Here is a 14,249-nt window from a genome sequence, read left to right on the forward strand (position 1 = left end):
TTTTTCTAGAATCTAAATACTAATAATACTTTTTGCTCGTACTAGTAATTCAATGAGTGATCGCCCTTGTATTTTTTCTTTTTTTGCTGGCTCAGGTTTCCTAGATTTAGGTTTTGAAACCAGCGGTTTTAATATTGTTTATGTCAATGAAATCTTCGCCCCATTCATCACCGCCTATCGCCATTCACGGGAAGTTCTGAAAATGCGATCGCCTGAATATGGATATCATCACGGTGAAGCAGCAGATGTAACAAATCTTATTGTCACAAAAGAAGCACAACACCTTCAAGAATTAGTCAAAGACTGCCGCAAATCTCATAATATAATTGGTTTCATCGGCGGCCCTCCCTGTCCTGATTTTTCTATTGGTGGAAAAAATAGAGGACGTTTAGGAGATAATGGCAAGCTTTCTGCTTCTTATGTTGAATTAATTTGCCGCAATATTCCTGATTTCTTTTTATTTGAGAATGTTAAGGGATTGTGGAGAACGACAAAGCACTGCTTGTTTTTTGAATCGCTCAAGCAACGATTACAGGAAGAAGGCTATATATTAACAGAGCGATTAATTAATACTATTGAATATGGTGTACCCCAGGATAGAGAAAGAATTATTCTAATAGGCTTCAAAAATAGTTTTCTTAAGGATATAGAAATAAAAGTCGGTACTGAAAAGTTACTAAATGATAGGTATTTTCCTTGGAAAAATCAGATTTTATATCCTCAAGAAAATGTTTTCGCTTACCCTTGGCGTAAGTGCGATCCATTCCAAGAAAATTCTATCATCCCTTGTCCTGATGGCATCCCTCAAGAATTAACAGTTGAATACTGGTTTAGAAAAAATAATGTACTTAAGCACCCCAATGCTGAAAACTGTTTTCAACCAAGAGCAGGTATCACAAAATTTGCTGCTATTGATGAAGGAGATGATTCTAAAAAGTCTTTCAAGCGTCTGCACAGATGGCGTTACTCTCCGACAGCTTGCTATGGAAATAATGAAGTACATTTGCATCCCTATCAAATCCGGCGAATATCTGTGGCGGAAGCTTTAGCCATACAATCCTTGCCTGCAAGTTTTTTACTTCCAGAGAATATGTCTCTTACAAATATGTTTAAAACTATTGGCAATGGCGTACCGTATTTGGCATCGAAGGCGCTAGCTAAAACTATTTTTGACTTCTTAGTAACTAAAGAATACCATTCTAAAAATGAAATAAAACAATTGGAGTTACCATTAATTTTTAGTTAAATTGCTGTAGAACTCAGTAATGTTCAATAGCCGCTGCAACTAACGGCACTAAATCTGCTTTCCTAGTATATGGGTATATACCATCTACCAGATGAAAAGTCTATTCTAGCGCCACACCATGAGGTGCAATTGCCGTACTAAATATTCTTCTATCAGCAGGGTTTAACTCACTGACAACCATGTAATATTTCCAATCTTGCTGTAATACATAAGCAATAGCTTTAATCATAGCTGCTTCAAACAAAAGCTGATAACGCCTATATAGACGATTTGAAGTTTTGAGAGCAACTGCTGTTTTAACTTCTTCTATATGTAGTTTTTATTTCAAAAAATTATAGAGTACTAAACTATCTGGATTTATTACCTGTTGCTGTAAAAGCGAGTTAATTATGGGCGCAATTCCTTGATTTTCAATAACAACTATAATATAGTCTGGACTAGGCATAAAAATTTTGTCTTTAAATGGTTTAATTTTTGATAAAAAATTATTTATATTAACAAAATTATCTTTGGTAAATAAGTTTAAAAAGTTTGAATATGCTTCATTTATTCCTTCTAATTGTAATTTTGAATTAGGCATAGAAAAAGCCGCAATACACATGCCAGTTTCTTTATTAATATCATAGATAATTTCAGACGAGAAGCTAGTTGCTATTAACTCGTTCCATCCTCCTATCGCCTTGTTGAGAGCGCCGACTTGTGGATTTTGTGAGTAATTTTCTCTAAAAGCTTTAATTGTTTCGTTTTTGATCCAGTCTAAAATCTCACTAACTGATAAGTTTTGAGCTAATTTAGTCACTATCTCAGAAGATAAATTTCTGTAGATAGCTCTGCTGTTGATGCGAAATTTGCCATTTGATATTTCTGTAAACCATACCGCGTCATTAAGCATTTTCCTGTTTTTCCAGATAAGTAAGGGAAAAATTTTTGGCAAATAAATATTCTTGCCAAAAAGATTTTACCTTCCTAACCTTATTAACACTTAATGTCAACTTAAATACTTACAGGAATTCCGGGATATCTGTAAAGCTGATATTCAAGACAAGTCAGCAGTTAGTTTTCAGGATAAACTCGTAATAAATGTGGTTTAATATATATATAAGAAATGTTTTAATTTTTTATATAGTTTAATAATCAATCACTGGCAGAAGACACGATGGCAGCAGACTATCCAGACATTGATATTGCGCCATTTATCGATCACTCCTTGTTAATGCCAACGGCTACTCCAGAGCAGGTTGAGCAATGGTGTGAAGAAGCATATAGATTCAACTTTGCGGCAGTTTGTCTATTCCCCGCTAATGTCAAGCAAGCAGTCGAACTGCTCCACGGTAAAAACCCGAAAGTTTGTACGGTGATAGGCTTTCCTTCTGGTGCAACAACTTCAGCAGTGAAACTGTATGAAGCTCAAGAAGCAGCGGATAGTGGGGCCACTGAGTTGGATGTAGTCATTAACTTAGGCTGGTTGAAAGCTGGCAAAACTGAAGAAGTCCATCGGGAGATTGCCGAAATTTGCGAAGAGACTGGGCAAACGGTCAAGGTAATTTTGGAAACTAACCTGTTGACAGATGCTGAGAAAAAAATAGCTGCGGAAATAGCTATGGAGGCGGGAGCAGCATTCTTAAAAACTAGTACAGGTTGGAATGGTGGTGCAACTGTGGCAGATGTGCGACTTTTGCAGGAATTGGCAAAAGAAAGGGTGGGAATTAAGGCTTCAGGTGGTATTCACACTATCAATCAAGCCTTAAACTTAATCGTAGCGGGTGCTACTAGATTAGGCACATCTCGCGGTATGGATTTGATCCGTCAGCGCGATAACTTGGGAAAGGGTGAATAGTCATTTGTCTTTTGTCCTATGTCATTTGTCATTTGTCATTTGTCTTAAGCTAATCACCCCTGACCAATGACTAATGACTAATAACTACATAATGACTAATGAGTAGAACCTACAAGGCAACTGGTATTAATCTTAAAACCCAGGCGCTAGGAGAATCGGATAAAATAGTGACGATTTTGACACGAGAATTCGGTCTAATTCGAGCCGTGGCTCCAGGGTCACGTAAGCACAACTCCAGCCTGGGCGGTAGGAGTGGAATGTTCGTTGTGAATGAACTATTGATTGCCAAAGGGCGATCGCTTGATAAAATTACTCAAGCACAGACGTTAAAAACCTATCCTGGTTTAGCTAAAGATTTGGGAAAACTGGCTGCAAGTCAATATTTAGCAGAAATAGTTCTGTGTGAAGCTTTGAGCGAACAACCCCAAGAAGAACTTTATGATTTGTTCAATGAACATCTCCATCGCTTAGAGGCGGTGTTAAGTACAAATCCATCTGGTGTTTTGGCTCATCTGGCTCATGCTGTCTTTCACCTTTTAGCCTTAGCAGGACTGACGCCACAAGTGCAAATCTGCTGCCTATCTCAACGTTCCCTTAAGCCAGACTTCACAGACCCCAACTGGCAGGTAGGATTTAGTATCCCTGCGGGTGGAACGGTTTCCTTAGAAGCTAGGGAACGTTTACGAAAAGAAAGGGAAAGGGAGATAAGGGCAGAGGGGCAGAGGAGCAGGGGAGCAGGGGAGCAGGGGGAGATTAATAACCAATACCCAATGCCCAATACCCCATCTGCAATGACGCCAGTTGCTTCAACGGATAGCGCAGCGTTAGCGAGTAATCTAGCGTCGGGAACCTCCGCAACGCACTGGCTCCCCAATGCCCAAACAGTTGTTATGCATCGGCAAGAAATACCTGTGATTTCTAGTCGTTTGGGTGCTATGGAACTAGCTTTGCTTCAACAGCTGTCACAACCAGAGATAATGCAAATTGATGGTGCTAGAGATCGTAACTGGTTATCTGTTGAGCAGATTTTGCGCCAGTATGCTCAGTATCAATTAGGTCGCCCTATTCGCTCTGCTACTTTAATCGACTCTTATTTTGCTGCCAACCATGATGCAACCGTCTGATTTAGATAAAAAAATCCTGCCTTTGTCACCAAGCCTCGCCAAAAAACAGAATAGGGTATCAGATCCTACAGTTAGAAATCACTTGAGTGCTGTTCCCAAGTCTACACCTAGTCAAATAAATGGCCAAGAAATGTCCCCAAAAGATGTTTCTAGAAACGATCAAAATTGGACAGAGGAGATCCCAAAAACTGATCTTCCAAGCCAATCAGAAACACAATCTGAGGACAAATTAACCACTGCTGAGGTAGATAGCAATGGCGTTCGGAATGGGCAGAATTTACCAGTAGCCACTATTCCAGAAAAAGAATTACCGAAATTAGATGCCTCTGGTTCAGGTGGAGAAGCTATTGCAGGGAATGTAAAACAGCTAGGATTTTTACCTGTATTAAAAAATCCTAATTTCTTGGCTCTTTGGGGCGGTCAAGTTTTCTCTCAACTAGCAGATAAAGTTTATTTGGTGCTAATGATTGCCTTGATTAATACTCAGTTTCAAGGAAGCAATCAGAGTATTAGTGGTTGGGTATCAGTCTTGATGATGGCTTTTACTATTCCAGCCGTATTGTTTGGTTCTGTTGCTGGTGTGTTTGTCGATCGCTGGTCGAAAAAGGCTGTGCTGGTAGCAACGAATATTTGGCGCGGTATCCTAGTTTTGTCAATTCCCTTCCTGCTGTGGTTGACTCATGACTGGAAACCCATAGGAGTACTGCCAGTGGGTTTTTTGATCATTCTGAGTGTGACTTTTTTAGTTTCCACGCTGACGCAGTTTTTTGCACCGGCGGAACAGGCGGCAATTCCCCTAATCGTAGAAGAACAGGATTTACTCTCGGCAAATTCGCTTTATACGACAACGATGATGGCATCGGTGATTGTTGGGTTTGCTGTCGGGGAACCCTTGTTAGCGATCGCTGATGGACTTTGGCTGCAAATTGGTGGTAGTGGTAGTTTGGGCAAAGAACTTTTAGTTGGTGGCAGTTATGCGATCGCTGGAGCAATTTTGTTCCTCCTGGCAACTAAGGAAAAACACCACCACCCCGATACAGAATTTCCTCACGTATTCTCTGACTTACGGGACGGCTTTGCCTATCTAAAAGCAAATCATCGCGTCCGCAATGCTTTGCTTCAACTGATTATCTTGTTTTCTGTTTTTGCAGCATTAACTGTTCTAGCCGTTCGGATGGCGGAAATAATTCCCAACATGAAAGCTTCCCAGTTCGGCTTTTTACTAGCAGCTGGCGGTGTTGGCATCGCTGGTGGAGCAACAATTCTCGGTCAATTTGGTCAACGTTTCTCCTATACTCAGCTAAGTCTGTGCGGTTGTATGGGTATGGCAGCATCCCTGATTGGTCTGTCAGTATTTACAACTCAACTGTGGCTCGTCTTGTTACTGGTGGCGCTAGTGGGCATCTTTGGGGCACTAGTAGGAATTCCCATGCAAACTGCAATCCAAACAGAAACACCTCCAGAAATGCGTGGTAAAGTTTTTGGCTTGCAGAACAATGTAATTAATATTGCCCTATCCTTACCTTTAGCATTAGCTGGTGTTGCAGAAACCTTTCTGGGATTACAGGTAGTTTTTTTGGGATTAGCTGCGATCGTCTTTTCAGGAGGTATATTAACCTGGTATAACTCACACAAGTAGTTACAAGTAGTTATCAGCTAACAGGAGTTATTAATCATTACCTTGACGTAATTAATAATTTACTTAAAGCTTTTGTGTTCATGGTAAACTGTTGCCAGTGAAAATTTATCGCATACTTGCTGGATATGAATCTGACATTAGTCAGAATAAGTTGTTTAAATATCAGAAATTAACAACTTATAAGTAGAATAAATAAAGCCATAAATCCACTAGTTTAATGAGCTGATAATCAGCTTTTTAAACTAGTATAAAGTTGTGGAAATTTTTAATAAATAAAAAAACCAGCAAGTATAGCTAGATAAAAGAAAAATCACAAAGGACACACAAGTAGTAGATTAAACCCGCTTTTCTTACAGCTAAATAAAGAATGCGTATAGCCTGGATTGGAAAAAAATCACCTTTTTGCGGCAATGTCACCTACAGTCGAGAAATTACAAATGCCTTGCTAGATAGGGGACATCAAGTTAGCTTTCTTCACTTCGCCCAGGAAGAGTCTGAACCTGATAATTGGCCAAATCTTCGAGAGGTTTCCCTACCTTTCATTTACAAGTCCCAGGTTTACACAATTCCCACTTTTAAAGCCACCAAAGTTTTAACCGATTCGCTACGGGAAATCAAACCAGATGTAGTCCATGCTTCCTTGACGTTATCTCCTCTAGACTTTTTTCTACCGGAAATCTGTGAGGAACTGAGGTTGCCCCTAGTTGCCACTTTTCATACACCGTTTGCTGGCAAGGGGGCAAAGCTGGTATCGGGAACACAACTTTTGGCTTATCAGCTCTACGCACCTTTTTTAGTTAACTACGATCGCGTAATTGTATTTTCTCAAATTCAGCGAGAATTATTGGCAGGGATGGGCGTAAGGGAAGAAAATATTGCCGTAATTCCCAACGGTGTTGATACCGCCAAGTATTCTCCAGGACTTTCTAAAATCACAGCAGAATTTAAAGCCGAACGCTTATTTGTTTATCAGGGTCGCATAGCGCCAGAGAAAAATGTCGAAGCTCTCCTCCGCGCTTGGAAGCAGTCGTCAATGGCGCCTGGTAGTAAGTTGCTAATTGTTGGCGACGGCCCGTTGAAGTCTTCCTTAGAGCCGTTTTTTGGTTCAGAATACGGCATTATTTGGTTGGGATTTGTCGCTGATGAAGACCGACGCATCGAAATTTTGCGGGGCGCAGATGTATTTGTTTTGCCTTCATTGGTAGAGGGTTTATCCTTATCTCTGTTAGAAGGAATGTCGTGTGGGTTGGCTTGTTTAGCAACAGATGTAGGTGCAGATGGAGAAGTATTGGAAAAGGGTGCAGGTGTCGTTATTAGTACCAAAACAGCGCGATCGCAATTGAGAACGCTCTTACCAGTGTTGCAAGACCATCCAGAGTTAACAACCCTACTGGGGCAAAAAGCTAGACAGCGTGTATTAGACCGCTATACCCTTAGTAAAAATATTAGTCTGCTGGAAGAACTTTATAAAGGAGTTTTAGCACAGCGACCTTTACCACTAAGTCGCAGAGCTTAGAGAAAGGGAATAAAGTGCGATGCCTACAGTGGTCACTGAGCTTTGCCGAAGTGCGGGCTACGCCTACGCATTTTTACGCTCATTATTGTTCTCCAGATGCATCAGGTGCAGTTTAGCTTTTCTTCATCAGTCTTATATTCGGTTTTAACCTTGCTCCAATAATCAGCACATAAGAGTGGCGAAATCCCGATATTTGGCGAGTAAAACTTTGGCAGCTTGAAAATATTCTTAATACTCAAAGAACAGATAGTGTTCGCTTTAATTTCTTATCTAATATTCGTGATGAAAATATTAGGAATGCTTTAAAAGAACGACCCACTACAGCATCTCTTCTAGCCAGTGAAGAATATATACCTGTTTTAACAGAGACTTCTTCGGCGTTGAGTACCAATGGAACAGCGTTCAACAACGACTTCACCATTGGGACATATAGTATTCCACAATATTGCATCCAAGAGCCAAGCGTCTTCCCAATTAGCTCCTTCCAAGTTAGCACCACTCAAGTTAACAGCGACCATCTGAGCGCCTCTCAAGTCAGTACTTCTCAAGTCGGTGTCCCTCAAGTCAGCATGGTTCATTTCAGTGAGAAAGAGATTGGCACCACTCAAGTTAGCACCCCAGAAATTGACGTAATTCAAATTAGCCCGTTCCAAGTCAGCACCCCTCAAGTTAGCGTAACTCAAGATAGCTCCACCCAGCTTGATATCACGCAAATCAGCTCCTTCGAGGTTGGCGTGATGGATAACTATGTCGCGAAACTTTCTCTCCCCATTGGTATAACGTTGGAGCAATTCCTCAACCTTAATTACCCTGGTAGGATCGCTATAAATACTCCCATCTGGCATAGTGGTATTACAGAAAAGGGTTCCTTCTCGAATAATGGAACTCCAGTTAGCTCCCAGCAAGTTGGCATCAGTCAGGTTAGCGCGACTCAGGTCAACTCCAGTCAAATCAGCACCCCTCAAGTCAGCAAAACTCAGGTTGGTTTCAGCCAAATTAGCACCCCTCAAATTAGCACCATTCAAGTTAGCCCGCCTCAAGTTGGAATACTTGATGTCAGTTCCTTCCAAACAGGCATTGCTCAGGTCGGCTCCAGTGAAATCAATACGATATCTAGTGATTCCACTCAGATTCGCGCCTTTGAGTATGGTATCCCTAAAGGCGGGTACTCTGTAATGGAAATTCATAACTTTTCTCAAATCAACGCCGCTAAAGTCCTGCTCTCCAGCATCATATCGTTGGAAAAATTCTTCGCTTTCCATAATTTAACTCTCGCATCAAGCAACACATATAAAATAGATTGTATATACAACGTTAGTAATGACTGATAAAAACAGAAATCCTGATGTCCTAAAGCAAAGTGGTGACTCTTCGACTAACTCCAGAGATTAAAGCGGAGCTTGATACCCTTGCCTAGAGTACACGGCGTAATCAGTCCTAGTTGGCAGCAGAGGCGATCAGTCTGTGTGTGGAACAAGAAAGCTGGCAAATTCAGATGCTTGAATAAGCGGTAAAAGTTGCTGATAGTCTACACAAGCTAAATGAAATAAATAAGAAACAATCCTAGTTATAAAATCAACAGATGACTGCAATTATTGATCTAAAAACATTATATAAATCCAATTACCTGCAATGGTTAGAGGAGACTATTAAATGTCTCAAAAATCGACAATTAGCAGACGTTGACTATGAAAACTTAATAGAAGAATTGGAAGATTTGGCTAAAAATGAAAAAAGGCGAGTAAGAAGTTTATTGGAACAGATTATTAAACATTTATTACTTTATCAATATTGGGATATAGAAAAGCCAAGAAATGCTAATCATTGGCCTGCGGAAATTATTAGTTTTCGGAACCAAGTAAATGAAGATTTAAGTGCCAATTTACGCAATTATTTAGAGGAAAATTTCAGCATAATTTATAGCAATGCCTTAGATTATGTTAAAGCTAAAACAAATTTAACCAATTTACCTGAATTATGTTTTTATACCTTAGAGCAAATTTTAGATAAAAATTGGTTGCCTTAACCTTAAATTTTGATTTTTTACATAAAACATATTCATATTTTAACTCAGCAACACCATAAAATTAAGTCGCTGAATTATCTACTAAAGACCATCCCAAAGTAGTTGGCTGTTCATAAACCCGCTTTAGAGTATTTACATCTCTGAAAGAAATAGACGACGGGTTACGAACTTGAGAAAAATATAGCGCATCAGTTTGTAGCGGACTATGACCCCAAATTCCCAGTGCATGACCGAATTCGTGGCGGGTAGCTGCAATGAGATACTCACCTGTTTGAGTAGGACTTAGCAAGATGGTGAAACGGTGGGATAAAACTTTGTTGCTGGTGTATAACTCGTAAGTAGTTTGTGCCGATCGCGCACGGGGTATATTACTACCAGGGGAAATTTGTAGAGGTGGCGCTTTTCGCACAATTGTAATATCAGCGATTTCTGGCTGTTCAACTACTGTTAAAGGTAAATAAGTACTCCACTCATGTACACCCTGCAAGACACCATTAACCCATGCTTGAGCTTGTTTTTCGCTGATGGCTTTTGGTGGTTCTACGTAAACTCGAACAGGAAATTGCGACCAGACTAAATAACCTACTTGGGTTATTGTAATTTGGGAAAAGTAGTCACCACTGTTAGTGTTATCTTGCCACTGCGCCAGTGTGGACGGTAAGGAATGAGGTTTTGGGGAAGTGGGGAGAGAAATTATTAAATCTGAATGTACATATTCTGGTATTATTGCAAACCCATTACTGGACTGGATATTAGTAAAAACGATTAACAGCCCTGTGCCAATAAACAAGGCAAGAGCTGTAATTAACCGTCGTGAAATTAAATTTATCAGGGTGTTAAGTATTGGGTTTTGGGTTGTTTTCCCCATTTACCTATCCTTATTTAGGCAACCAACCAGCACTTAAAACTACTGTTAAACCGAGAAAAATTACTGTCAATGCCCAAGTAATTCGGTTTAAGGTGTTTTCAGCACTTTTGGTACTACTAAATAGCTGGGCTTGTCCGCCAATGGCGCCAATGCCATCACCTTTAGGGCTATGCAGCAAAACTAAGATAATCAAACCAGTGGCGGAAAACGCCCAAATACCTTGCACGATATTAGTAACTGTCATGGTAGGAATCTCATTTATAACAAGTTTTAAAAAACAGAAATCAGGAGTTAGGAGTTAGGAGTTAGGAGTTAGGAAAGTCTTAATTGATCACTCTTCACTATTAATTCTTAATTATTAACTCCTCATTTTTCACTCTTCACTCCTAACTCTTTTACAGTCCTACTTGCACGGGGGTGCGAGTACGTTGTAGCTCGTATTCTGCTGTTTTCAGCAGCGATCGCCCGGTCATTTCTGGTGGCTGAGGCAGCTGTAAAATCTCTAGAATTGTGGGGGCGATGTCGGATAGCTTGCCATCGCTTCGCAGTTCGACATTTGTACCATATCCAGGGATTTTGACTTTCTCGCCTTCTACCAAGATAAAGGGGACTGGGTTAGTGGTGTGGGCTGTCCAGGGATTACCCCCTTCATCTAGCATATACTCTGCATTGCCGTGATCGGCAGTAATAATTGTTGTACCACCGACTTTGATAATGCTCTGTAGCAAGCGTCCCAAGCAGCGATCGACTGTTTCAATTGCTGTAATAGTAGCTTCGATTTGACCAGTATGCCCTACCATGTCTGGGTTGGCATAGTTAATTACAACTAGAGAATACGTACCCTTTTGAATCGCAGCGATCGCTACATTTGTAACTGCTGCTGCTGACATCGCTGGGGCATGATCGTAAGTCGCTACCATCGGGCTGCTTACCAGTTCCCGATCTTCTCCGACAAAAGGTTCCTCTAGACCCCCATTAAAGAAATAGGTGACGTGGGCGTATTTTTCTGTTTCAGCGGTGCGGAACTGATTCAAACTATGATTGGCTATGACTTCTCCCAGAATGTTATTGAGGTTCTGAGGCTTAAAAGCTACAGCCACGGGTAAGTCTGAATCATACTGCGTAAACGTGACAAAGGACAGCGGCGTGATTTGCTGTCTTTCAAAACCGTGAAATGTGGGACTGACCAAAGCTTGAGTCAGTTGTCTGGAGCGATCGGGGCGGAAGTTGAAAAATATCACCCCATCCCCTGGTTGTATTGCGCCGGGAGCAATTCGGATTGGGTTGACAAATTCATCTTTTATCCCCTGGTCGTAAGATGCTTGCAAGACTTCCACAGCCTTGAGACCATTACCAACACTATCTTGTATCATCATGTCGTAGGCGCGTTTGACCCGATCCCAGCGGTGATCGCGATCCATCGCGTAGTAGCGACCGCTGAGGGTGACTATGCGCCCAATTCCTGCGCGGTCTATATAATCTTGCAGCAGCGCGATCGTTCTTACACCGTCAGTTGGGGCGGTGTCACGACCATCGGTGATAGCGTGAATACAAACTTCTGGAATTCGCTGGTTTTTGGCTAAGTCAAGTAGTCCGAATAGATGGGTGATATGCGAATGTACCCCTCCCTCAGAACAAAGCCCGACTAGATGCAGCTTGCTATTCCGAGAACGGACTTCCTGGCAAATTTTGACGAGTGCTGGATTTAAGGCAATAGAACCGTCTTCGACTGCATCGGAGATGCGTACCAGTTCTTGCGGTACCACTCGTCCAGCACCAATGTTCAAATGACCAACTTCTGAGTTGCCCATTTGACCTTCTGGCAACCCTACGGCTTTTCCTGATGTGTGGATGAGGGTATGCGGGTAAGCTGCCCATAAACTGTCCACAATAGGAGTTTTAGCAGCAACAATAGCGTTTCCTCGCTTTTCCTCGCAGTAGCCCCATCCGTCTAAAATGACTAGCACCACAGGAGCAACAGGTGCTTTGGTCATAGTAAAATTGCCCTTTACTTTTTGTAATACTCGAATGATACCACTGCTAATCCACGCCGGAAGTGAATTTTTGCTTATTAATTTCTTTTATGAAAGACTTGCAGTTTTTTGAAATATTTTTTAAATTTTAATAATTTTTCTGTGATGTTTTAGAATGCCAATAAGGAGTGATTACTTAAAAGTAGCGTTTTCACGCTACTTTTAAGTAATTATCCAATCCCTTATTTCCTTTTTGTGGAAGCTTTTGCAGCTTTCTTCGCCGCTTTTTCAGCAGCGATCGCAGCTAACTTTGCTTGTTCTTTTTCTTCGGCAATTTTCTGGAGATAGTAATGATAATCTCCTAAGTAAACCCGGAATTCACCATCACGAATTTCGACGATTTTGTTAGCTACTTGAGAAATAAAGTAGCGATCGTGTGAAACTACAATTGCCGTACCATCATAATTTTTGAGCGCTTCTTCCAGCATTTCTTTCGCTGGAATATCTAGGTGGTTTGTCGGCTCATCTAAAATTAGTAAATTCGCGGGACGTAATAGCATTTTTGCCAAAGCCAAACGAGCTTTTTCTCCTCCACTTAATGCCCCAACTGCTTTAAATACTGTATCACCACTGAATAAGAAGCGTCCCAAAAGTGTGCGGACTTCTTGATTATCCCAGTCGGGAACTTCATCATGGATAGTTTCCATGACAGTTTTCTTCAAATCCAAGGCTTCAGCTTGATTTTGCTCAAAGTAACCGGGAATAACGTTATGATCGCCTAATTTAACGCTACCTTCTGTGGGTGGTTCCATACCCATAATTACGCGCAGAAGGGTAGATTTTCCAGCACCGTTGGGGCCAAGAAAAGCAATGCGATCGCCTCTTTCAATTAGGAGATTTGCTGCTAAAAACAAGATTTTATCACCATAAAGATGAGTTAAATCTTTAATATCTACTACCTCGCGTCCACTGCGGGGTGCAGGGGGAAAACGGAAGTGTAGAGTTTTGACTCCAGCAATGGGTGCTTCAATGCGCTCGATTTTGTCGAGTTGCTTTTCCCGGCTTTTTGCCTGGGTACTGCGGGTAGCACTGGCGCGAAATCTATCAACAAAGGTTTGCTGTTTCTCTAATTCTTTCTGTTGGCGTTCGTAAGCACTAAGCTGTGCTGATTGACTTTCAGCTTTTTGTGACAAATATGCCGAGTAGTTACCAAGGTAGGTACTGGAAATGCCACGTTCAGTTTCCACAATTTGGGTGCAGAGGCGGTCAAGGAACTCCCGGTCATGGGAGACTATTACCATCGGCGTAACTAGCCCTCTGAGGTAATTTTCTAACCACTCGATGGTTTCTAAATCTAGGTGGTTAGTCGGTTCATCCAGTAGCAACAAGTCGGGTTTTTGCAGGAGGATTTTACCCAAACTCATCCGCATTTGCCAACCACCACTGAAGGCACTGACGAGGCGATCGCCATCTTCTAGCCCAAACCCCATCTCTGGTAAAATTTTCCCGATGCGTGCATCTAAGTTGTAGCCATCCAAGGCTTCAAATTTGCGCTGCAAGCGATCCAACTTGTCGATCAGTCGATCCAGTTCCTCTGTCGTAGCCGTTTCCATTTCTTGTGGTATGTGCGCCAGAGACAACTGTACTTCGTTGGCTTCTTTGAAGACAGTCCAAAATTCTTCTCTAACGGTGCGGGTGGGGTCTACTTCAAACTCTTGGTTGAGGTAGGCTATATGTAAGCTATTGGGACGGATAATTTCGCCGGCAGTAGGTTCAATTTCCCCAGAGATGATTTTGAGTTGGGTAGATTTTCCAGCACCATTGACACCGACTAAGCCAATGCGATCGCCTGGTTTAACTTCCCAGTTGATATCTTTGAGAACTTCGCCTGTGGGATAAATTTTACTTATATGTTCTAGTCGTAGCATTAAGTTTCTCTCAGGTAGGGAGTGGGTGGTTGAGGACGAAGTACTAACACCGCCTCTAATATTAACAAAAATTAACTATAAATTCGTCGTGA

The 14,249-nt window shown here is 41.4% G+C and carries 11 protein-coding genes and 1 pseudogene; 6 read left to right on the top strand and 6 right to left on the bottom strand.

All coding sequences use genetic code 11. From position 1 onward, the window contains the following. Positions 1 to 52: 52 nt before the first annotated feature. Positions 53 to 1,246, top strand: a complete 1,194-nt coding sequence (locus V7K60_RS01905; RefSeq protein WP_334922500.1) for a DNA cytosine methyltransferase — start codon at positions 53 to 55, stop codon at positions 1,244 to 1,246. Between the two features lie 100 nt (positions 1,247 to 1,346). Here the strand turns inward: V7K60_RS01905 and V7K60_RS01910 are convergent. Beyond that, positions 1,347 to 2,138: pseudogene (locus tag V7K60_RS01910) on the bottom strand (Cfr10I/Bse634I family restriction endonuclease). 264 nt (positions 2,139 to 2,402) lie between these two features. On the opposite strand from V7K60_RS01910, the gene deoC reads away from it, so the two are divergent. From deoC to V7K60_RS01930, 4 genes are all read left to right on the top strand, one after another. Continuing rightward, the gene (gene deoC, locus V7K60_RS01915; protein WP_334922502.1) at positions 2,403 to 3,083 is read left to right on the top strand and encodes a deoxyribose-phosphate aldolase; all 681 of its coding nucleotides are present in this window, start codon (positions 2,403 to 2,405) and stop codon (positions 3,081 to 3,083) included. A gap of 98 nt (positions 3,084 to 3,181) precedes the next feature. Continuing rightward, positions 3,182 to 4,207: a DNA repair protein RecO gene (gene recO, locus V7K60_RS01920; RefSeq protein ID WP_334922504.1), complete on the top strand. Its 1,026-nt coding sequence runs from the start codon at positions 3,182 to 3,184 to the stop codon at positions 4,205 to 4,207. Continuing rightward, positions 4,194 to 5,846 carry an MFS transporter gene (locus V7K60_RS01925; protein ID WP_334922596.1) on the top strand — a complete coding sequence of 551 codons (1,653 nt, stop codon included), beginning with the start codon at positions 4,194 to 4,196 and terminating at the stop codon, positions 5,844 to 5,846. Before recO ends, V7K60_RS01925 begins: the two co-directional genes overlap by 14 nt. Before the next feature lie 367 nt (positions 5,847 to 6,213). Then, positions 6,214 to 7,362: a glycosyltransferase family 4 protein gene (locus tag V7K60_RS01930; protein WP_334922506.1), complete on the top strand. Its 1,149-nt coding sequence runs from the start codon at positions 6,214 to 6,216 to the stop codon at positions 7,360 to 7,362. Between the two features lie 359 nt (positions 7,363 to 7,721). On the opposite strand, the gene V7K60_RS01935 is transcribed toward V7K60_RS01930, so the two are convergent. Next, complete coding sequence (locus tag V7K60_RS01935) at positions 7,722 to 8,624, bottom strand: pentapeptide repeat-containing protein (RefSeq protein ID WP_334922508.1); 903 nt, start codon at positions 8,622 to 8,624, stop codon at positions 7,722 to 7,724. Positions 8,625 to 8,944: 320 nt separating this feature from the next. Here V7K60_RS01935 and V7K60_RS01940 point away from each other — a divergent pair, with 320 nt between their 5' ends. Continuing rightward, positions 8,945 to 9,388, top strand: coding sequence for a DUF29 domain-containing protein (locus V7K60_RS01940; protein ID WP_334922509.1), 444 nt, complete (start codon positions 8,945 to 8,947; stop codon positions 9,386 to 9,388). A 61-nt stretch (positions 9,389 to 9,449) separates the two neighbouring features. Here the strand turns inward: V7K60_RS01940 and V7K60_RS01945 are convergent, their stop codons facing one another. From V7K60_RS01945 to V7K60_RS01960, 4 genes are all read right to left on the bottom strand, one after another. Further along, on the bottom strand, positions 9,450 to 10,256 hold the full coding sequence (locus V7K60_RS01945; RefSeq protein ID WP_334922510.1) for a peptidase: 807 nt from the start codon (positions 10,254 to 10,256) through the stop codon (positions 9,450 to 9,452). 10 nt (positions 10,257 to 10,266) lie between these two features. After that, positions 10,267 to 10,500, bottom strand: a complete 234-nt coding sequence (secG, locus tag V7K60_RS01950; RefSeq protein WP_094328436.1) for a preprotein translocase subunit SecG — start codon at positions 10,498 to 10,500, stop codon at positions 10,267 to 10,269. A 151-nt stretch (positions 10,501 to 10,651) separates the two neighbouring features. Next, positions 10,652 to 12,250: a 2,3-bisphosphoglycerate-independent phosphoglycerate mutase gene (gene gpmI / locus V7K60_RS01955; RefSeq protein WP_334922511.1), complete on the bottom strand. Its 1,599-nt coding sequence runs from the start codon at positions 12,248 to 12,250 to the stop codon at positions 10,652 to 10,654. A gap of 221 nt (positions 12,251 to 12,471) precedes the next feature. Further along, a complete protein-coding gene (locus V7K60_RS01960) occupies positions 12,472 to 14,157 on the bottom strand; it encodes an ABC-F family ATP-binding cassette domain-containing protein (protein WP_334922513.1) in 1,686 nt (561 codons plus the stop codon). Positions 14,158 to 14,249: the final 92 nt, after the last annotated feature.

This window comes from Nostoc sp. (assembly GCF_036917555.1).
Taxonomy (GTDB): domain Bacteria; phylum Cyanobacteriota; class Cyanobacteriia; order Cyanobacteriales; family Nostocaceae; genus Nostoc.

What these genes read in the sequence shown, in the direction of transcription:
- V7K60_RS01945 (WP_334922510.1), bottom strand. Translation starts at nt 10,256, where the DNA reads ATGGGGAAAACAACCCAAAACCCAATACTTAACACCCTGATAAATTTA.
- recO (WP_334922504.1), top strand. Translation starts at nt 3,182, where the DNA reads ATGAGTAGAACCTACAAGGCAACTGGTATTAATCTTAAAACCCAGGCG.
- gpmI (WP_334922511.1), bottom strand. Translation starts at nt 12,250, where the DNA reads ATGACCAAAGCACCTGTTGCTCCTGTGGTGCTAGTCATTTTAGACGGA.
- deoC (WP_334922502.1), top strand. Translation starts at nt 2,403, where the DNA reads ATGGCAGCAGACTATCCAGACATTGATATTGCGCCATTTATCGATCAC.
- V7K60_RS01930 (WP_334922506.1), top strand. Translation starts at nt 6,214, where the DNA reads ATGCGTATAGCCTGGATTGGAAAAAAATCACCTTTTTGCGGCAATGTC.
- V7K60_RS01940 (WP_334922509.1), top strand. Translation starts at nt 8,945, where the DNA reads ATGACTGCAATTATTGATCTAAAAACATTATATAAATCCAATTACCTG.
- V7K60_RS01925 (WP_334922596.1), top strand. Translation starts at nt 4,194, where the DNA reads ATGCAACCGTCTGATTTAGATAAAAAAATCCTGCCTTTGTCACCAAGC.
- V7K60_RS01935 (WP_334922508.1), bottom strand. Translation starts at nt 8,624, where the DNA reads ATGGAAAGCGAAGAATTTTTCCAACGATATGATGCTGGAGAGCAGGAC.
- V7K60_RS01905 (WP_334922500.1), top strand. Translation starts at nt 53, where the DNA reads ATGAGTGATCGCCCTTGTATTTTTTCTTTTTTTGCTGGCTCAGGTTTC.
- secG (WP_094328436.1), bottom strand. Translation starts at nt 10,500, where the DNA reads ATGACAGTTACTAATATCGTGCAAGGTATTTGGGCGTTTTCCGCCACT.
- V7K60_RS01960 (WP_334922513.1), bottom strand. Translation starts at nt 14,157, where the DNA reads ATGCTACGACTAGAACATATAAGTAAAATTTATCCCACAGGCGAAGTT.